Consider the following 18648-nt stretch of genomic DNA (forward strand, 5'->3'; position numbering starts at 1 on the left):
CGTGAAATGAGTATCTTGCAAAAGATATAAACCGACAAAAGTGTATGAGTTTAGTTATAAAAATTAGAGGCATAAAAAGAGATTTTCCCCTTGGGCAAGAAATTGTAAAAGTTTTAAAGGGAATCGACCTCGATATTGAAGTTGGTGAATATGTTGCCCTAATGGGGCCTTCAGGTTCGGGAAAATCTACATTAATGAATTTACTAGGATGTCTCGACACACCAACAGCTGGAACTTACGAACTTAATGGACACGATGTTAGCAACATGTCTGACGATGAATTAGCCGAGATTCGAAATAAAGAAATTGGTTTTGTATTTCAAACCTTTAACTTACTTCCTCGAACTACAGCGTTAGAAAATGTAGCCTTGCCAATGGTGTATGCAGGAGCTTCGAAAGCTGAACGAAAAGTTCGTGCCGAAGAAGTTTTAAAAGATGTGGGGCTTGCAGATCGTATGGACCATAAACCGAACCAGCTTTCTGGAGGACAAAGACAACGTGTAGCAGTAGGGCGTGCGCTCGTAAATAAACCTTCTATTATATTAGCAGATGAACCCACTGGAAATTTAGATTCGAAAACTTCGTTAGAGATCATGGGTTTATTCGATGCCATTCACGCGGCCGGAAACACAGTTATTTTAGTAACCCACGAAGAAGAAGTAGCAGAGCATGCCCACCGAGTAATTCGCTTAAGAGATGGCATGGTAGAGAGTGATGTAAAAAATAAAGTGCTTTCTTAATCTAATAAAAATGTTACATTCTAATTAGGAGCGATAGTACAGTCGTTTTAAACTTTTTTTAAAAGACCTCATCCATATAGAATGCTGGGCCTTGTTAGAATGTGGAAAAACTGTATTTGGTGTTTTTACATTTAAAAAATCGGTTAATTTTCTCCATTCATCATGTCCTGTCCTAAATTCTAAAAGCTTTCCTTTGGAAGAAAAAAAATCTCTAACATTAGCTACATGAGCTTCGTATCTCTTTATAAAAATTGCTGCCTCATTAATACTATCTAAAGTTCCATAAATTTCATCGTGATACAAATATCCATCTGTTTTAAAGTGCTTTTGGTAGCTTTTTAACCACGATTTAGCATCACGAACGGTCAATATAAAATATGCATCGGGGTATTTATTATACAGTTCTTCGTACATTAAAAACCAAGGAGTATCTTGAAATGCATCGTACTTTTTTAATAACGGCTGTGCCTTCTGAAAGAGATGGGTAAGAAAGGAAGTATCGCTATTTGCAAGGTATTTCCCTTCCTTTAAACTTCCGCAGACTCTATATCCCAACTCCTGAAGCGCATGCCCCATGCTTGAAGTTCCTGTTTTATGAAAACCTATAACAAAAACTTTCTTTTTTCTCTTTTGAAATACACGTCTAAAAATTCCTTTTACCCAATAGGAAGACACTTTCATACTATCAATCTCGCCTCTAGCTAATTCAGGAAACAACATATACTTAAATTCTATAAAAACAAACTTACAATTTTTATCTCGCTGAAGAAGTAGCTTCTATTATATTTGTATATGCTATACTGCTGCTTATATTATACCATATAAATCTATAGAAAGCCTTACATTTTAAATATATGAAGCGGCATATAGCCCTAAAATTGAAATTATTTTTTTTATGAAAATATATACTAAAACCGGAGACAAGGGAACCACAGCTTTATTTGGCGGTACCCGTGTGCCAAAACACCACATTCGAATTGAAAGCTATGGTACCGTAGATGAGTTAAACTCTTATATAGGACTTATCCGAGATCAAGAAATTGACACTCATTCGAAAGAAGTACTTATACGTGTTCAAGATAGACTTTTTACATTGGGTGCCATTCTGGCGACAGATCCTGAAAAAGCAATGCTTAAAAGCGGGAAAGAACGACTTAACATTCCGAAGATCAACGAAGCAGATATTAAACAACTGGAAGACGAAATGGACAGCATGAATGAAACACTTCCGCAAATGACACATTTTATACTTCCAGGAGGGCACTCTTCCGTGTCACATTGTCACATAGCCCGCTGTATATGCCGTCGTGCCGAGCGACTTGCCACTCTACTACATGAACAAGAACCTATAGACTCACTTGTTTTAACATATTTAAACCGATTATCAGACTACCTGTTTGTGCTGGCACGAAAGTTGACCTATGACCTGCAAGCTGAAGAAATTAAATGGGTACCAGAAAAACTCTAATAATGGCTTCAGAAAGTTACCCTGTAAAATACTGATTTTTAGTATTTTATAAACGTTCTTAAAAATATAGTAGAAATAATTACGATTTTTCTTGACTTTTTAATCTAAAAAATTATTTTTGCAGAAAATTAAACCCTAAGTATAATGTACTGGACGTTAGAATTAGCATCCTATTTAAGTGATGCACCTTGGCCGGCAACAAAAGACGAATTGATCGATTACGCAATTCGTACAGGAGCTCCTTTGGAAGTTGTAGAAAATTTACAAGCAATCGAAGACGAAGGCGACTCGTACGACTCTATCGAAGAGATTTGGCCGGACTATCCAACAGATGATGACTATCTGTGGAATGAAGATGAATACTAGTAAGCAATTACTAGTATCGGTTCAAAATAAAATAAACACGTTGGCAACAGCGTATAACCTATATTAATAATCTAAAAAAAGTCTCTGTTAAAGAGGCTTTTTTTTTGCTCTAAAAAGAAGGTATAAAAACCATACTGCCTTTGGTAGTGTTGTTTTTTTACAGTTTTTTTGTAAGTAGTTAAACGATACTTTATCGTAGACACAAGAGTGAATAACACAATAGTAAATCATGGGATTTTTAGACAGCGTATTAAAAGTTTTTGTAGGAGATAAATCGAAGAAGGATATTAGCGATATACAACCCTTTGTTGATAAAATAAAAAAACACGAAGCCGCAATGGAACAACTTTCATTAGACGGTTTGCGGGGAAAATCGGACGAGTTTCGTGCTCAGATTAAAGAAGACCAAAAAGAGATCCAGACACAAATAGATGCTTTGGAAAAGGAAGCCGAAGCAATGGAAGATATCGACAAAAAGGAAGATATCTACAATGAGATCGATACCTTAAAAGAAACCCGTTACGACATTGAAAAATTAACCCTCGATACTATTCTTCCCGAAGCTTTTGCAGTTGTAAAAGAAACTGCAAAACGCTTTAAAAACAATAAAACTCTTACCGTTACCGCCACACCTTTCGACCGAGAACTTTCTGGAGAAAAAGAGTATGTAACCTTAGAAGGGGATCAAGCTATCTGGAAAAACTCGTGGGATGCAGCCGGAAAAGAAGTAACCTGGGATATGGTTCATTACGATGTACAGCTTATTGGTGGTGTTGCTTTACACCAAGGAAAAGCTGCAGAAATGCACACAGGGGAAGGAAAAACATTAGTAGCTACCTTACCAGTATATCTAAATGCGCTTGCAGGAAACGGTGTGCATCTTGTAACCGTTAACGACTACCTTGCAAAACGTGATAGTGCGTGGATGGCACCAATCTTCGAATTTCATGGAATGACTGTAGATTGTATTGATTACCACAGACCCAATTCACCAGAGCGAAGAAAGGCATACAATTCAGATATTACATATGGTACGAACAACGAATTTGGATTCGACTACCTAAGAGATAATATGGCGCACGCTCCGCAGGATCTAGTACAACGCCCGCATCATTATGCTATTGTCGATGAGGTCGATTCGGTTTTAATTGATGATGCTCGTACTCCATTAATTATTTCTGGACAAGTTCCTGAAGGAGACCGACACGAATTCAATGAACTAAAACCAAAAATCCAAGATATTGTTGAAGTTCAACGTAAATATCTTACGGGAGTTCTTGCAGATGCTAAAAAATTAATTGCTGAAGGAGATGTAAAAGAAGGTGGTTTTCAACTTTTAAGAGTCTATCGAGGATTACCCAAGAATAAAGCCCTCATTAAATTTCTTTCAGAAGAAGGTGTAAAGCAAATACTTCAGAAGACCGAAAATACGTACATGGCAGATAACAATCGGGAAATGCCGAAAGTAGATGCCGAACTTTATTTCGTGATCGATGAAAAGAACAATCAGATAGAATTAACCGATAAAGGAGTTAATTTCCTTTCAGGAGAAGACGATCCTGATTTCTTCGTGATGCCCGAGATCGGATTGGAAATTGCTAAAATTGAAGCAAAAGAACTTCCTTCAGAAGAAGAAGCCGAATTAAAAGAAGAACTCTTCCGTGATTTCGGTATTAAGAGTGAACGAATTCACACGATGAACCAATTACTAAAAGCTTTTACGCTATTTGTAAAAGATACGCAGTATGTGGTCATGGAAAACAAAGTAATGATCGTCGATGAGCAAACAGGACGTATCATGGATGGTCGTCGTTACAGTGACGGTCTCCACCAAGCGATTGAAGCTAAAGAAAATGTAAAGATCGAAGCGATGACCCAAACTTTCGCTACGGTAACGCTTCAAAACTACTTTAGAATGTACCGTAAACTTGCCGGGATGACAGGTACTGCGGTAACAGAAGCAGGTGAACTTTGGGAGATCTATAAATTAGATGTAGTTGAAATTCCAACCAACCGACCAATCGCACGTTTCGACAGAGAAGATAAAATTTACAAGACCAAGCGTGAAAAATACAATGCAGTAATCGACGAAGTGACCGACCTTTCAAGAGCGGGACGCCCAGTATTAATTGGAACCACTTCCGTAGAAATTTCAGAAATATTAAGTCGTACCCTCAGCATGCGAAATGTTCCGCATAATGTATTAAACGCAAAATTGCATAAAAGGGAAGCAGATATTGTTGCAGAAGCCGGAAATGCTGGAGTGGTAACTATTGCTACAAACATGGCAGGGCGTGGTACCGATATTAAATTAAGTGACGAAGTAAAGAAAGCCGGTGGACTTGCTATTATTGGTACCGAACGTCACGATTCACGACGTGTTGATAGACAGCTAAGAGGTCGTAGTGGACGTCAAGGAGACCCAGGAAGTTCACAGTTCTACGTTTCTTTGGAAGATAATTTAATGCGTCTCTTCGGAAGCGAACGAATTGCTAAGATGATGGATAGAATGGGATTAAAAGAAGGCGAAGTAATTCAGCATTCTATGATCTCAAAATCGATTGAAAGAGCACAGAAAAAAGTTGAAGAAAATAACTTTGGGGTTCGTAAACGATTACTAGAATACGATGATGTAATGAACGCTCAGCGTGAAGTGGTGTACAAACGTCGTCACCATGCATTATTTGGAGAGCGATTGCGTGTAGATATCGCAAACATGATTTATGATACTTCCGAAGTTATCGCAGAATCTAACAAACTAGCCCAAGATTATAAAAATTTCGAGTTTGAATTAATTCGTTATTTCTCTATGAGCTCACCTATTTCTTCTGAAGAATTCGAGAAAATGGATACTCAGAAAATCGCAGGTGTGGTATATAAAGCTGCATATCAGCACTATCAAGATAAGATGACTCGCAATGCAGAGATGGCATTTCCTGTTATCGAAAATGTATACGAGACTCAGAAAGAAAAGTACAAGCGAATTCTAGTTCCTTTTACCGACGGTGTAAAAACACTAAATGTGGCAACCGATCTTGAAAAAGCTTACGAAACCAAAGGGAAGCAGTTAATTCAAGATTTCGAAAAAAACATTACGTTAGCAATCATTGATGATGCGTGGAAAACACACCTTCGTAAAATGGATGAGTTAAAACAATCGGTTCAGCTTGCGGTTCACGAACAAAAAGATCCGTTGCTTATTTACAAGTTTGAAGCTTTCGAATTGTTTAAAGCCATGATCGAAAAGGTAAATAAAGATGTGATCTCCTTCCTGTTTAAAGGAGAGCTCCCACAGGAGAATCAGCAGCAAATTCAAGAAGCGCGTGAAGTTCGTAACAAAGAGAAACTTAACGAACAAAAGGAAGAAATTCCTAATATGGATGAACGTGCTGCGCAATCTAGAGCCGCAGGAAATACACAATCTCAACGACAACAAGTAACAGAGACGATTGTTCGCGAACAACCTAAAATTGGACGTAACGACAGAGTTACTATTAAAAATGTTATGAGCGGTGAGAGTAAAGAAGTTAAATACAAACAGGCAATCCCTTTACTTCAAAAAGGAGAATGGGTGCTAGTTAATGAATAAAATCAAATCAAATAACCCGCATCCCGAAGCATTTTGTTTCGGGATTTTTTTTGGTATCTTATAAAGAATTTTACAAACTAGAAGTAAACATGAAACACATCAAGATAGAATTTAAATGGGCGATTATTTTTACCATTGCCATGTTGTTATGGATGCTCTTTGAAAAAACTTTAGGATGGCACGATGAAAAAATTGCCGACCATTATTGGTTAACACTCCTCTTCTTCCCTATTGGGATATTCATGACAGTTCTTGTGATGCGTGAAAAGAGAAGAAGAATGTACCGCGGAAAATTAACTTGGATGCAAGGATTTTTAACAGGACTCAAAATGTCGGTCTTTGTCGCATTATTATCACCATTGGCGCAATACATCACACATAATTACATCACCCCCGAATACTTTAATAACGTAATCGATTATTCTGTCACAAACGATTTAATGACCATGAAAAAAGCTAATGAAGTATTCAACTTTAACAGCTATATGCTTCAGTCGTTTTTCGGTGCCTTGATAGGCGGAATAATAACTTCAGCTATTGTAGCTATATTTATGAGAAGAAAGTAACACGTTATTTAAATTCCGTAGGAAATTATTGTAAGAATATCTAGTTCATTTCTTTACATTCGGTATTTAAATAAATTTTCATGTCCCTCTCGTAATTTTACCGTTAACCGTTCATTAACCGAAGTGAACCCTCTATTTCTATACATTTGATTTTTAAAGTTAGTAATTAACATAAAATCAAAGTAATATGAAATCAATTTTTACTACAATGCTGTTTTTTTGCTGTGTATCTTTTGCCATAGCTCAAGACTGTGAAACTGCTGCTACACTACCCTATTATGAGGATTTTAATACGGGTACTCCACAATGTTGGAGTTATGAAAACACCGATGCTACAGCGCCAGTTTGGGCATATACTAGCGGGGTAGACATTACAGGCGACGGTAATAATGACCCTATCTTAGTATTATTCCCTCCCAACGTATCGGCTCAAGAAAAAGACGATTGGGCTTTTTCTAAGAAAATTGAACTCACAGCAGGCACTTCCTATACGATAGAGGCAGTTTATAATTCCTTAAACTTAGGTAATGCAACTGCTTCCGAAAATTTCGAGTTGGCAATTTTGAACGATCAAAGTTCTACAGCCTCATTTCTAGAAGTGCTTGGAACTTATAATAACATTTTACAACAAGGAGATTTTCCTGGTTCTAACGACGGAAATGACGTGAAGTCACAAGCATATATTGCTTCTGAAACATTTACTCCTTCCACATCTGGAGAATATTATATTGGTATTCATGCCTTGGGATCGAATGGCACAGAAGGTGGAGGATTCTTACTTTTTAGTACAGGAATCGAAGAAATTATTGCCGACTGTTCCGCTGCTACAGTTCCTTATTTAGAAGATTTTAGTAATGGAGATCCCGAATGCTGGACCATCGAAAACACCGATGAAATTCTTCCAGAGTGGACTTATAATGATGGAATAGACTTCGATACCGATGGCACCAACGATCCGGTATATGTATCAATCGCAGTAGGAATACAATTTCCCGAAAAGGATGATTGGATTTTTTCGCAGAAAATACAAATGGAAGCTGGAACCACCTATTACCTTTCCTCACACTATAACGCTGTAAATCTTGGAAACGGAACCTCTTTCGAAGATTTTGAACTCTGGGTCACTAACGAACCAAGCTCAACTGCCTCATTTTCTGAAATGTTAAACTCGTATGTTGGAGTCACCCAAGAAGGACAATTTCCGGGAACAGGAAATGGAAATGACATTAAAACTATGGCATATCTAGCAGAAGAAGGATTTACACCAACTATCTCGGGCGAATATCATGTGGCGATTCACTCCACTGGATCTTCAGTTGCTGGTGGTGGATTTCTTATTTTCGATATGGCAGTTAATGAAATGCCCATTATAGATACCTGTGCCGATGCGGCTACAGCTCCTTATTTTGAAGACTTTTCTGAAGGTTCTCCAGAATGCTGGACATACGAGAATACCGACGAAACAACACCCGAATGGTCTTATAATGCTACGGTAGATATAACTGGTAATGGGGAAAATGATCCAATTGTAGCCGTAATACCAAACAACATAAGCTTGGAGGAAAAAGACGATTGGGCATTTACCAAAAAAATTAGCATGACAGCAGGTATTGAATACCTCATCGAAACAGACTACAATGCACTAAATCTTGGAAACGCTACTGCTAATGAAAATTTTGAACTAGTCATCACCGATGCGCCCAGTTCAAATGCTGCTTATACGAATGTTCTAGCTACCTATAATAATATTCTTCAACAAGGAACTTTTCCTGGAAATAATGATGGTAACGACTTAAAATCAATGGCATATAGTGCTTCAGAAACATTTACGCCTACTACCACAGGAGACTATTATGTAGCTGTTCATACCACAGGAGCAAGCGGTACAGAAGCAGGAGGATTTCTATTATTTAATATGGACGTAAAGATTAATGTTACGCCATCAGACGGAGAGCTTATTATATTACCTACTGGTGGTTTTGTAACATCAGTGAATTACAATGGATCAGCTGCTGCGGGATATAGTGCCGAACACTTTCTTTGGAATGAAACAGAAGGATTCCAAATCATTGGAGGGGTTGTTCCAGCACCAGGAATTGGTGGTAAAACTGGTATTTCAGATGATGGGCTAACAATTGGTGCCAGTTCATTTAACTCCGATTCTGGATTAATAGAACTAAGTCGTTACGACGTGGCTACACAAACTTGGACCCCGTTAGGAGGAATTGGCGGTGATGATGGACAGGAAGCTAGCTCTTCTCACGCCATTTCTGGTGATGCTACGACCATTGTTGGTTTAGGCTACACTGCTGGGGGAGGTCAAGGCAATGCTCATGCTATCTCTTGGACAGAAGCTACAGGTATGGTCGATCTAGGCTCTACCGTAGCGAACGCCTTTAGCAGAGCTAACGCTACCAATTTAGACGGGACAGTAATTGGCGGATGGCAAGATCAAGCGAGTGGTTTTAGACAAGGTGCAGTATGGATCAACGGAGTGCAAGAGCTCATTGAGTTTCCCAACGGAGACGGTGCTGGAGAAGTACAAACAATCTCCAACAACGGTGCTTGGGTAGGTGGTATTGGTAATTTTGCTAACAACTTCCAAGCATGGAGGTGGAATCAAGAAACTGGAATTGAAACTCTAGGCCCACCAACAACGGCTGGCTACAGAGGAGTAACAAGCGGATTAAATGAAGATGGGACAATCGCTATTGGTTATTACAGACCTAACGGATTACCAGCTATTTTTGGAGAAGGTTTTATTTGGACCGAAGCGCAAGGTGTGATAGAATTAAACGAATACGCTGCATCTTTAGGTATCGATACACAAGGAGTTATTTTATCACTTCCATTAGATATTTCTGCCGATGGAAGTACGATTGTAGGGTCAGGAAGACAAGGAGATGCAACTGTTGGTTTTGTACTTAAATTAGCTCCTACGATTCTTAATGTGGAAGATGTTGTTTCTACTACCGATTTTATTTATTACCCTAACCCGGTAGAAAATATGCTCACCTTAAAGAGTTCTGAAGTTATTGAAAACGTCACCATTTTTAATATCTCAGGACAACAGATCATGCAGAAACAAATTAATGCTCTTTCGGGAACTATGAATTTAGAAGCATTATCGAGCGGAATTTACCTTGCACAAATTAAAGCTGCTAAAACAGCGAAAACTGTGAAGTTGATAAAAAAATAAGGGATCTTTAAATTAGTTAGTTTTTAAACCTTCGGAACAGTCGTTTCGGAGGTTTTTTTTGAAACAGAAATAATCTAAGTGAAATCTTTCTATTGAAGCTTCACATTGCTGTAGTTAGCTGTTATTTTAAATAACTGATTTGGATTTTTAGCTTTATTAAAACCAGTAACCAACACACGATCATATTGTTTTTGTTGATCTAATTGAAGCGATTTAGGATATCTCAAACCAGACTTCTTCCCATCGAATGTAAATGAAAAAGCAGTGTTTGGAACGTGAATCACTGCATCTGTATTTTCCAAACGAATGTCTATTCTCTCAAAGTTATTCGAGACAGATCCAATTTCCAGAGCTCCAAAAGAGCCTTCCAATAGCGCATCTTTGCTAATAGCACCCAATTTTACATTGCTCGAATTAGCTTTTAGATTAATACTTTCTGCATTTGCAATCGTACAATCCTCTACAAATTTTACAAATAAAGTTCCATAGTTCCAGTTATTCACGATTACCGGGGCATAAGCAGCATTGATGAGGGTTTGAGCCCCATCAATACTGTTTGCTGTAAAAGGTGAATAATTAAGATTTGCTCTCACATTGCTGGCATCTGCCATTTTAATTTCGCCATGTCGCACATTAATTTCGGTCTTTGCATTCTTAGGCATTCGAATAATTAAAGTTCGCTTTGCTTTCTTCTCCTTCAGTCGTGAATTGTGTTCAGATTTATAGATAATTGTTTTTCCACCGTTGGGACTCGTAATTACTTTTTTTGAATACTCACCGCCGTCTTCTCCAAATGCCTGTTCCATTTGTTGACCAAAATTTTCACCCCAAGCTTCCATTTTCTGTTCAAAATCTTTTCCAAATTGTTCTCCCCAGGCTTCCATTCTCTTTTCAAACTCTGGTCCAAAATTTTCTTCAAATTGTTTTCCAAATTGTTCACCCCAAGCTTCCATATCACGTTCAAAATCCTTTCCAAAGTTCTTCTCCATTTGCTTCTCGAACTTCTTCATATATCCTTTCTCATCTTTTTGATACTCCTCATAGTCAAATTGAATATTTCCTACACCATGAATAAGCTTTTCGGGCAGCTTTACATTTTTAAAACTTCGCTGCATTGGTCCCAACAATTCTTCCATTAAAGGTCCCATAAAGTCCATATTCGGGATCATTTCCATCGCAATAGGTCTACCACCATAGCGATTGTCTGAGTTCGAGGACACCACTACACGTTTGCTATTCCCCATAATATTAAAATCCCAAGCGTCGAAAATTTCTTTCTTTTCTTCTTCGGAAAGGTTATCACCTTCGATTCTCGCTTCTACCTCAACTTTGTTTTTATTCCACGTTTCGAATACGATCTGCGTATACGATGTATTTACATCGACCACAACATCGTCGCTCACCGTAAAGGTCTCTTTGTAATCTGATTGTGCAGACAACGACCCCACACCAATCGCAAGGGCGATGATGCTATGTTTCAATTGTTTCAAATTGCTCATTGTTTTGATTTTTAAGTTCTTTTAATTTGTTTTTCAGTTTGAACAGCAATTCCAAACGTAATTTCAAATTATCTATCAATGCGGTGATGGTTGCTTCTGAAGGACCTACTTCTGTAAGTTCTGTATTTAATGCTTCGTATTCGGCATCTAACTCTGCCAGTTGTTTCATATATCCATCGATAATATCTTTGGTATCATCGGTAATTTTTAAGGAAGCTAACTGAAGGTTGATCCCTGTCATGTAATAATCTTCCACCTTTTTAAGGTCGGGAGAAATATCGGCCAGCGTCATGTTCTTTTTACTAGTTTTTTCTGAAGCTGTTTCTGCTACAGCCGGTGTTTCATTAATAGAGTCGCCAGATAAAGAATACCATCCAAAGGCAGCTACAGCAATAAATACCACCGCTACGGCTGCAATCTTCATCCATAACAACAAAGGATTTTCTTTCGATGTGTGTGAAAGTGTATTTACCTTTTCTGAAGGAAATGCCTTTTCGAGCCTTGCTTCAAATCGGGCTTCATGACCTTCCGACAGACGGGAAGTTTCTTCCTTCTGCTCCAGCATTTTTCTAATATCCTGTGCCATATTGCAAGTGTTTTAAATGTTCTTTTAATTGTGCTTTCCCACGATGTAAATTAGTTCGCGATGCGCTTTCAGAAATATCTAATATTCCTGAAATTTCTTGATGATCATATCCTTCTATTAAAAAAAGCGTAACCACCATTCTGTAATTGTAAGGCAGTTTTTCGACCGCCTCTGTAATGGCATCCATCGTTGTATCGTCTGAAACCGTCCACCCTTCACTATCATCTTCTACAATATGAAACACCTCTTCATTAATAGGTTGGGTTTCTGCTTTCTTCGCCTTGATCATATCAAGACAGGTATTAATCACGATTCGTTTTAGCCAGGCTCCAAAGGTGACGTCCCCTTTGAACTGACTTAATTTTTGAAACGCTTTTATAAACGCTTCCTGCATCGCATCTTCAGCGGCTGCAGTGTCTCTCATGTATCGGTTGGCAATAATAAACATCCCGTCACAATACTTTTTATAAAGCGTCATTTGGGCAGTGCGGTTACGCTGTCTACATTGTTCAACAAGTAATGAATCTGACAAACTTGATGGTTTTTTTGGTTGCTGTTCGTTTTAAAGACGACAATTAATTCAAAGTGTTTCAAAATTCAGTAAAAAAATTAAAACATAGATAAGTTAATCAATTAGAAATCGATCATTATAGGGTAGTACTAGATTAATACTGCTAAAATTTTAATTTTAAAATAGCGTACAAATGGTGGAATAAGTTGCACTATGATGAATAAGGTTTAAATATGTTGAGCTAAATCCAGATTACTGTATAGTGTTATTAGATATAAATAGCTTTACATTTTATCGTATATAGCGTATAACCACAATATAAAAAAAGCCTTCTCATAGTTGAAAAGGCTTTCATTACTTTTAAATTTAATTTTGACTATTCGTCTAATAACAAATTAAGTGTTACGGTAATATTATCGCGAGTTGCTTTAGAAAATGGACACGCCTCGTGCGCCTCATTTACCAACATTTCACCAGTTTCTAGATCAACACCTGGTATAAAACAGTCTAAGGTCGCTTCTAGCATAAATCCGCCTTCTTCATCTTTACCAAAACCGATGGTTGCAGAAATACTAATAGCATCATCATCGATATCTATTTTTTTTGATTTTGCTACAGATTGTACCGCACCACCAAAACATGCAGCATAGGCAGATCCAAATAATTGCTCAGGATTTGCTCCATCCCCACCGTCTCCACCCATACCTTTAGGTACAGAAAGATTAAAATCGATTGGTCCATCTTCACTTTTTACATGTCCTGATCTTCCGCCAACTGCTGTAGAAGTTGCTTCATATAATGTTTTCATTGTTTTCTTTTTTATAATTTTACATTCTCAATATACCCCCGAAAATTGGGGTTTTAAAACCAAAATTCATAAAATTGTCATAAATTCACTTCATGGCTAAAAAGACCAAACACCATAGCGCATTAGCCGAGAAAGATGGAATCACGCCTCCTGAATCACTCAGTACAACTGCAGCAGAAAAACTTAAGAAGGTTCGAAAATCGCCACCTACAACACAGCAACTTATAAAAGGAATTTTAAAGGGTGACAAAACCGCTTTAAGTCGAGCAATTACTAGTATAGAAAGCACAGCTATAAAACACAGACAGCAAGCAAAAGATATTATTGATGCTTGTCTGCCACATGCTAATCAATCTATTCGCATTGGGATTACTGGTGTCCCAGGTGTTGGCAAAAGCACGTTTATCGAACAATTTGGAACGCTATTGGTTAGTAAAGGTCATAAAGTGGCGGTATTGGCTGTGGACCCAAGTAGTTCAATTAGCAAAGGCAGTATTCTAGGGGATAAGACACGAATGGAAGACCTTGTAAAAGCTCCCAATGCTTTTATTCGTCCATCGGCTAGTGGAGACTCCTTGGGTGGTGTGGCTCGTAAGACACGCGAAACCATTGTATTGTGCGAAGCAGCAGGATACGATCACATCATTATAGAAACCGTAGGTGTAGGGCAAAGTGAAACCGCGGTACATTCGATGACCGATTTCTTTTTATTGTTAAAACTCGCGGGAGCTGGTGATGAACTTCAAGGAATTAAACGAGGTATCATGGAAATGGCAGATACCATTGTTATTAATAAGGCCGATGGTGAGAATGTAAAAGCAGCGAAACTTGCAAAAACCGAATTTAACCGTGCGCTTCATTTGTACCCTCCAAAAGATAATGGCTGGATTCCAAAAACATTGACGTGCAGTGCACTCACCAATGAAGGTATAGATACGGTATTAGAGGTGATTTCTAAGAATATTTCTGAAGCAAAAACATCGGGATATTTTTCAGAAAAAAGAAACCAACAAAATAAGTTCTGGTTGCTTCAAACAATAGAGAGTCGTTTAAAAAGTGATTTTTTTGAAAAGGAATGGGTAAAAAGCGCCTTGCAAGAGCAACTTAAAAAAATAGAACAACACGAAACAACTCCTTTTGAAGCAGCAGAATTCCTCCTTCAAAACACCGCTACATAAAGGAGTCTTTATACCACTTAACTTGTTGCTGCAATCCCTCCTCAAGAGTTGTTTGAGGATTGTAATCTAATAATTCTCTTGCCTTATCGATATTTGCTTTTGTTCTCGACTGGTCGCCAGCTCGCGGTGGTTGTATTTCTTTTTTTATATGAGTCTCTAAAATTCCCTCAACAGTAGCAATTCCTTTCGCAGTAGTGCTCTCTTTTTCTGTTCCTAGGTTAAATATTTCGCCGTTACAAACATCCTCTTTCCCTATAACGCTCACCATCCCATCGATAATATCTCCAACATAAGTAAAGCTTCGAAGGTGTTTTTCACTCCCTTCAAATAAAGGAAAATGTGTGTTGTTTAACGCACAATCTATTAAACGTGTATATAATTTATCTGGGCGTTCACGTGGTCCATATACAGAAAAGAGTCGCAATGACGTACCCTTCAATTTATTTTCACGAACTTTTGCTAACACTAATTGTTCGGCAGCCAATTTTGTAACTCCATACCAAGACGCGGGTTTAGGAGGCGTCGTTTCAGAATATGTAGCTTCTAATCCATAAATGGAAGAAGTGGCAATATTTACAAAATAAGGTTGCTTTTCGAAACTTTCTACAAATTCGATGAGTCTCTGGGTTCCGAGGAAATTATTACTAAAATAATTATCGAATGTAGAAGCGTCCGATATTCCAGGATGAGCTGCCAAATGAAATACAAAATCTAGGTGGCTCGGCATATGCTCCGCTAACTCATACGAATTGATATCAAGATCGATGATAGAAATCCCCTTATCTTTTAAGACACGAGCATTGCGATTCTTTAAATCAATATCGTAATAAGGGGAATAATTATCCACTCCTATTACTTCGTGTCCCATAGCATGTAAGCGTTCCGACAGGTGGGATCCTATGAAACCGGCGGCGCCTGTAACTAATATTTTCATTGCAGCTACCTGATCGTGTCAGATATTTATTTTCAGATTCATTCTTATTTTGAAGCTTCAAATGTACGTAAATTGAATTGTTGCAGAATGGTTTCAGAAAAACTTCTTAAAAAACGAAACAACAGTTCGTGTAAGATTGCATCTCTCTTCAGAATAAAAAAATTACTTTTGCACCCATAATCAGCACCTTTATGTACGAGTTTACCATTATTGTTCCTGTCTATAATGAAGAAGAAAATCTGGAACGTGTCGAGACCGAATTACTTGCGTATACAAAAATTGCTCTTCGGAAGACTGCAATCCTTTTTGTAAATGATGGTTCGAAAGATAACAGTCAATCCCTTATTGAAGCCATTTGCCAACGAAATGATGCTTTCAATTACATCAACTTTAAAGAAAATCGTGGGTTAAGCGCTGCAATCAAAGCCGGATTCGACACAATTGAAACCGAATTAACTGGCTACATAGACAGCGATTTACAAACCGCTCCCGAAGATTTTAATTTGCTTTTAAAAGAAATTGGTCCATACGATCTTGTTACAGGGGTTCGGGCAAACCGAAAAGATTCGTTTGTAAAAAACATGTCTTCTACAATTGCCAATGGGATTCGACGCGCATTTACACATGATGGAATGGACGATACTGGCTGTCCTCTCAAGGTGATTAAAACTGAGTATGCTAAGAAAATCCCCATGTTTAAAGGATTGCATCGGTTTTTACCTGCCATGATCTTATTGCAAAATGGTAAAGTGCTACAAGTTCCTGTTCAACATTTTCCAAGGGTTGCAGGAACGGCGAAATTCGGAGTATGGAATCGCTTATTGGGGCCGCTTATGGACTGCTTCGCCTACCTTTGGATGAAGAAAAAATACATCAACTACGAGATCGCGACGAAAGGATGAACGACTGGATGATCTACGGCATTGGCTTTCTAGCGCAATTGCTTTTCTCAGGAAGGCTGATCGTGCAGTGGATTCTATCTGAAAAAAGCAAACGAGTTGTTACTCCTTCTCTCTTTTGGAAACTCAGTCTGTTCGCATCATTTTTATTATTTGTATACGGGTATTTGCGGGATGATTTTGCGATTATGCTCGGGCAGGCACTTACCTATTACATCTACATTCGAAATTTACAATTACAAGGTGAATGGAAAAAATCACCCAAATTATTACAAGGTTTTTTACTTCTATTCCCCGTATTAATCGTTGTGTACGCATATAATAATGGCGAATACGATCTTGCAACGTTATTTAATACCGAAGCGATCCCTGTCTGGCTTATTTCACTTGGCATTGTGTCACAACTATTGTTCACCTTTAGGTTTATTTATCAATGGATGTATTCTGAAAAGGCAAAATCCTCAGAACTTCCTGTCGGATTCTGGCGCATGAGTGTGCTTGGTGCCTCTTTAATTTTAACCTATGCCATCTTTCGGAAAGATCCCGTATTATTCGTAGGTCATATAGCTGGATTGGTTATTTATGTAAGAAACATTCTTATCTGGAAAAAACAACTGGCATCTCATGAGTAAGAACAACTACATCTTTTGGATAGTACTAACCTGCTTGGTTATTTTCTTTGTCAATCTGGACGCTTTGTACGTAAATATCATGGAAGCACGAAACTTTAGTACTGCCCGTGAAATGCTTAACGACGGCAATTGGCTACTTACGACGCTTAATGGAGAACCACGGTATCAAAAACCTCCATTACCTACTTGGCTTACCGCTTTATCGGGAGCGCTTTTCGGACTTAAAAGTCTTACCGCACTTCGTCTTCCAGCAGCACTTGTTACGGTTTTATTGGTGATATACACCTACTTTCTTTCAGAAAAAGTAACAGGCAATAAACGATACGCTTTTATAAGTTCTTTAATTCTGTCGACCTCTTTTTACATTATTTTTTCCGGAAGAAACGGACAATGGGATATATTCACCCATGGCTTTATGATGGTAGCGATCTATTCGCTGTATCGATTTTTTACGCAAGAAAAACACCTGTATCAACATGTTTTAATTGCCGCCTTCTTTTTTGGATGTTCGTTTATGAGCAAAGGTCCTGTTTCACTATATGCCCTACTTCTTCCCTTTCTAATAGCTTTTGGAATTGTCTATAGATACAAGAACTTAAGACCCCGCATTCTGCCATTAGTGGTGTTTTTGGTTGTCGGACTGGCACTTTCGGGATGGTGGCATTATTACACCTATCTACACGATACGGCAGCCGTTACAGAAATCACTGAAAAAGAAACCAGCAATTGGACTGGCTATAATGTACGTCCCTTTTATTACTACTGGAGTTTCTTTACACAAAGTGGCGTATGGACCATCGTTGCCTTTATTGGGCTATTGTACCCCTATCTAAAAGACCGTGTTTTTAATAAAAAAGCCTATTTATTTACATTTTTATGGACAGTTCTTTCCGTAGTATTACTATCGATCATTCCTGAAAAAAAATCACGATATCTGTTGCCAGTATTAATTCCATTGGCGTTAAATAGTGGATTTTATATTGAATATTTATTCCGAAGATTTTCTGAATTAAAAGACAAAAGGGAGACGTTTCCTGTATATTTTAATTTTACTCTTATTGCCAGTATAGGAATCTTTTTTCCAATTGGCGGATATTTTTTTCTGAAGGATTCTCTTGCCGGAAAATGGATCTGGTTTATTTTACTTTCAATAGCTTTAGTAAGTATTAGTTTTTTATTACTTCGGAATCTGTATCGGAAAAACTTTCCTCCGGTTTTTTATTTAACGATTGCTTTTATTGCTTCGGTAATTTGCTTCGGAATGCCTATGGCAAAATCACTTACGGTAAATCCAGATTACAAATCGTATTCAGAATTAGCAAAATGGGAGCAGCAAGCAAAACTGAAGGTGTATGAGTTTAGTTATTTCACACCAGAATTAATTTGGGATTATGGTGATACTATCGAAATTCTTTCAGATGGAAACGAAACCACAATTCCTTCAGAGAAAAGTTTCGGAGTACTGGTAGATGCTGAAAACAAGGAGCGATTTCAGAAAACATTTAAAAACTTTTCCGTAGAAAAAATAGAACGCTACGATATGAACCCGAAAGGAAAAGACGACCGTTCTCATAAAACACGACTGTATCGGGATTTATATGTAGTTACGAGGCGTTAAGCAGTAGATTTTATATGAACCTATTCTTGTAAGTTGTGAAAAGAAAGTAAAAACA

General features: G+C 37.9%; 16 protein-coding genes. 10 read left to right on the plus strand and 6 right to left on the minus strand.

Annotation, left to right across the window (positions count from 1 at the left end):
* Positions 1 to 44: 44 nt before the first annotated feature.
* Positions 45 to 740 (plus strand): ABC transporter ATP-binding protein, encoded by a 696-nt coding sequence (locus tag ULVI_RS14875; RefSeq protein WP_068593596.1) that lies wholly within the window; start codon positions 45 to 47, stop codon positions 738 to 740.
* 24 nt (positions 741 to 764) lie between these two features.
* Here ULVI_RS14875 and ULVI_RS14880 read toward each other — a convergent pair whose 3' ends face one another.
* Positions 765 to 1460 carry a sulfotransferase family protein gene (locus ULVI_RS14880; protein WP_068593597.1) on the minus strand — a complete coding sequence of 232 codons (696 nt, stop codon included), beginning with the start codon at positions 1458 to 1460 and terminating at the stop codon, positions 765 to 767.
* Between the two features lie 175 nt (positions 1461 to 1635).
* On the opposite strand from ULVI_RS14880, the gene ULVI_RS14885 reads away from it, so the two are divergent.
* The 5 genes from ULVI_RS14885 to ULVI_RS14905 all read left to right on the plus strand — a co-directional run bounded on the left by ULVI_RS14885 (position 1636) and on the right by ULVI_RS14905 (position 9928).
* Positions 1636 to 2208, plus strand: coding sequence for a cob(I)yrinic acid a,c-diamide adenosyltransferase (locus ULVI_RS14885; protein ID WP_068593598.1), 573 nt, complete (start codon positions 1636 to 1638; stop codon positions 2206 to 2208).
* 144 nt (positions 2209 to 2352) lie between these two features.
* Positions 2353 to 2574, plus strand: coding sequence for a DUF2795 domain-containing protein (locus tag ULVI_RS14890; protein ID WP_013070580.1), 222 nt, complete (start codon positions 2353 to 2355; stop codon positions 2572 to 2574).
* 229 nt (positions 2575 to 2803) lie between these two features.
* A complete protein-coding gene (gene secA / locus ULVI_RS14895) occupies positions 2804 to 6163 on the plus strand; it encodes a preprotein translocase subunit SecA (RefSeq protein WP_068593599.1) in 3360 nt (1119 codons plus the stop codon).
* Between the two features lie 89 nt (positions 6164 to 6252).
* Positions 6253 to 6729, plus strand: a complete 477-nt coding sequence (locus ULVI_RS14900; protein ID WP_068593600.1) for a DUF4199 domain-containing protein — start codon at positions 6253 to 6255, stop codon at positions 6727 to 6729.
* Between the two features lie 187 nt (positions 6730 to 6916).
* Entirely contained in the window at positions 6917 to 9928 is a 3012-nt protein-coding gene (locus ULVI_RS14905) for a T9SS type A sorting domain-containing protein (protein WP_068593601.1), read from the plus strand.
* An 89-nt stretch (positions 9929 to 10017) separates the two neighbouring features.
* On the opposite strand, the gene ULVI_RS14910 is transcribed toward ULVI_RS14905, so the two are convergent.
* From ULVI_RS14910 to ULVI_RS14925, 4 genes are all read right to left on the minus strand, one after another.
* Positions 10018 to 11427: a hypothetical protein gene (locus ULVI_RS14910; RefSeq protein WP_068593602.1), complete on the minus strand. Its 1410-nt coding sequence runs from the start codon at positions 11425 to 11427 to the stop codon at positions 10018 to 10020.
* Positions 11399 to 12013 carry a hypothetical protein gene (locus ULVI_RS14915; RefSeq protein WP_068593603.1) on the minus strand — a complete coding sequence of 205 codons (615 nt, stop codon included), beginning with the start codon at positions 12011 to 12013 and terminating at the stop codon, positions 11399 to 11401. The genes ULVI_RS14910 and ULVI_RS14915 overlap by 29 nt, the downstream gene beginning before the upstream one ends.
* Positions 11997 to 12545: an RNA polymerase sigma factor gene (locus tag ULVI_RS14920; RefSeq protein ID WP_082830894.1), complete on the minus strand. Its 549-nt coding sequence runs from the start codon at positions 12543 to 12545 to the stop codon at positions 11997 to 11999. The genes ULVI_RS14915 and ULVI_RS14920 overlap by 17 nt, the downstream gene beginning before the upstream one ends.
* Before the next feature lie 355 nt (positions 12546 to 12900).
* Positions 12901 to 13332, minus strand: coding sequence for an Ohr family peroxiredoxin (locus tag ULVI_RS14925; RefSeq protein ID WP_068593605.1), 432 nt, complete (start codon positions 13330 to 13332; stop codon positions 12901 to 12903).
* A 92-nt stretch (positions 13333 to 13424) separates the two neighbouring features.
* On the opposite strand from ULVI_RS14925, the gene meaB reads away from it, so the two are divergent.
* Complete coding sequence (gene meaB / locus ULVI_RS14930) at positions 13425 to 14510, plus strand: methylmalonyl Co-A mutase-associated GTPase MeaB (RefSeq protein ID WP_068593606.1); 1086 nt, start codon at positions 13425 to 13427, stop codon at positions 14508 to 14510.
* Here meaB and ULVI_RS14935 read toward each other — a convergent pair.
* Positions 14503 to 15444, minus strand: coding sequence for an NAD-dependent epimerase/dehydratase family protein (locus tag ULVI_RS14935; RefSeq protein WP_068593607.1), 942 nt, complete (start codon positions 15442 to 15444; stop codon positions 14503 to 14505). The genes meaB and ULVI_RS14935 overlap by 8 nt on opposite strands.
* A 191-nt stretch (positions 15445 to 15635) precedes the next feature.
* Here ULVI_RS14935 and ULVI_RS14940 point away from each other — a divergent pair, with 191 nt between their 5' ends.
* Genes ULVI_RS14940 through ULVI_RS14950 form a run of 3 tightly spaced genes read left to right on the plus strand, consistent with a single transcriptional unit; the run spans position 15636 to position 18593 of the window.
* Positions 15636 to 16346: a glycosyltransferase family 2 protein gene (locus tag ULVI_RS14940; protein WP_068593608.1), complete on the plus strand. Its 711-nt coding sequence runs from the start codon at positions 15636 to 15638 to the stop codon at positions 16344 to 16346.
* Entirely contained in the window at positions 16343 to 16975 is a 633-nt protein-coding gene (locus tag ULVI_RS14945; protein ID WP_068593609.1) for a lipid-A-disaccharide synthase N-terminal domain-containing protein, read from the plus strand. Before ULVI_RS14940 ends, ULVI_RS14945 begins: the two co-directional genes overlap by 4 nt.
* Entirely contained in the window at positions 16968 to 18593 is a 1626-nt protein-coding gene (locus tag ULVI_RS14950) for an ArnT family glycosyltransferase (RefSeq protein ID WP_068593610.1), read from the plus strand. Before ULVI_RS14945 ends, ULVI_RS14950 begins: the two co-directional genes overlap by 8 nt.
* Positions 18594 to 18648: the final 55 nt, after the last annotated feature.

This window comes from Cochleicola gelatinilyticus (assembly GCF_001637325.1).
Classification (GTDB): domain Bacteria; phylum Bacteroidota; class Bacteroidia; order Flavobacteriales; family Flavobacteriaceae; genus Cochleicola; species Cochleicola gelatinilyticus.

Excerpts from the sequence above, each read along its gene's own strand:
- ULVI_RS14875 (WP_068593596.1), top strand. The coding sequence starts at position 45 with ATGAGTTTAGTTATAAAAATTAGAGGCATAAAAAGAGATTTTCCCCTT.
- ULVI_RS14880 (WP_068593597.1), bottom strand. The coding sequence starts at position 1,460 with ATGTTGTTTCCTGAATTAGCTAGAGGCGAGATTGATAGTATGAAAGTG.
- ULVI_RS14885 (WP_068593598.1), top strand. The coding sequence starts at position 1,636 with ATGAAAATATATACTAAAACCGGAGACAAGGGAACCACAGCTTTATTT.
- ULVI_RS14890 (WP_013070580.1), top strand. The coding sequence starts at position 2,353 with ATGTACTGGACGTTAGAATTAGCATCCTATTTAAGTGATGCACCTTGG.
- secA (WP_068593599.1), top strand. The coding sequence starts at position 2,804 with ATGGGATTTTTAGACAGCGTATTAAAAGTTTTTGTAGGAGATAAATCG.
- ULVI_RS14900 (WP_068593600.1), top strand. The coding sequence starts at position 6,253 with ATGAAACACATCAAGATAGAATTTAAATGGGCGATTATTTTTACCATT.
- ULVI_RS14905 (WP_068593601.1), top strand. The coding sequence starts at position 6,917 with ATGAAATCAATTTTTACTACAATGCTGTTTTTTTGCTGTGTATCTTTT.
- ULVI_RS14910 (WP_068593602.1), bottom strand. The coding sequence starts at position 11,427 with ATGAGCAATTTGAAACAATTGAAACATAGCATCATCGCCCTTGCGATT.
- ULVI_RS14915 (WP_068593603.1), bottom strand. The coding sequence starts at position 12,013 with ATGGCACAGGATATTAGAAAAATGCTGGAGCAGAAGGAAGAAACTTCC.
- ULVI_RS14925 (WP_068593605.1), bottom strand. The coding sequence starts at position 13,332 with ATGAAAACATTATATGAAGCAACTTCTACAGCAGTTGGCGGAAGATCA.
- meaB (WP_068593606.1), top strand. The coding sequence starts at position 13,425 with ATGGCTAAAAAGACCAAACACCATAGCGCATTAGCCGAGAAAGATGGA.
- ULVI_RS14935 (WP_068593607.1), bottom strand. The coding sequence starts at position 15,444 with ATGAAAATATTAGTTACAGGCGCCGCCGGTTTCATAGGATCCCACCTG.
- ULVI_RS14940 (WP_068593608.1), top strand. The coding sequence starts at position 15,636 with ATGTACGAGTTTACCATTATTGTTCCTGTCTATAATGAAGAAGAAAAT.
- ULVI_RS14945 (WP_068593609.1), top strand. The coding sequence starts at position 16,343 with ATGAACGACTGGATGATCTACGGCATTGGCTTTCTAGCGCAATTGCTT.
- ULVI_RS14950 (WP_068593610.1), top strand. The coding sequence starts at position 16,968 with ATGAGTAAGAACAACTACATCTTTTGGATAGTACTAACCTGCTTGGTT.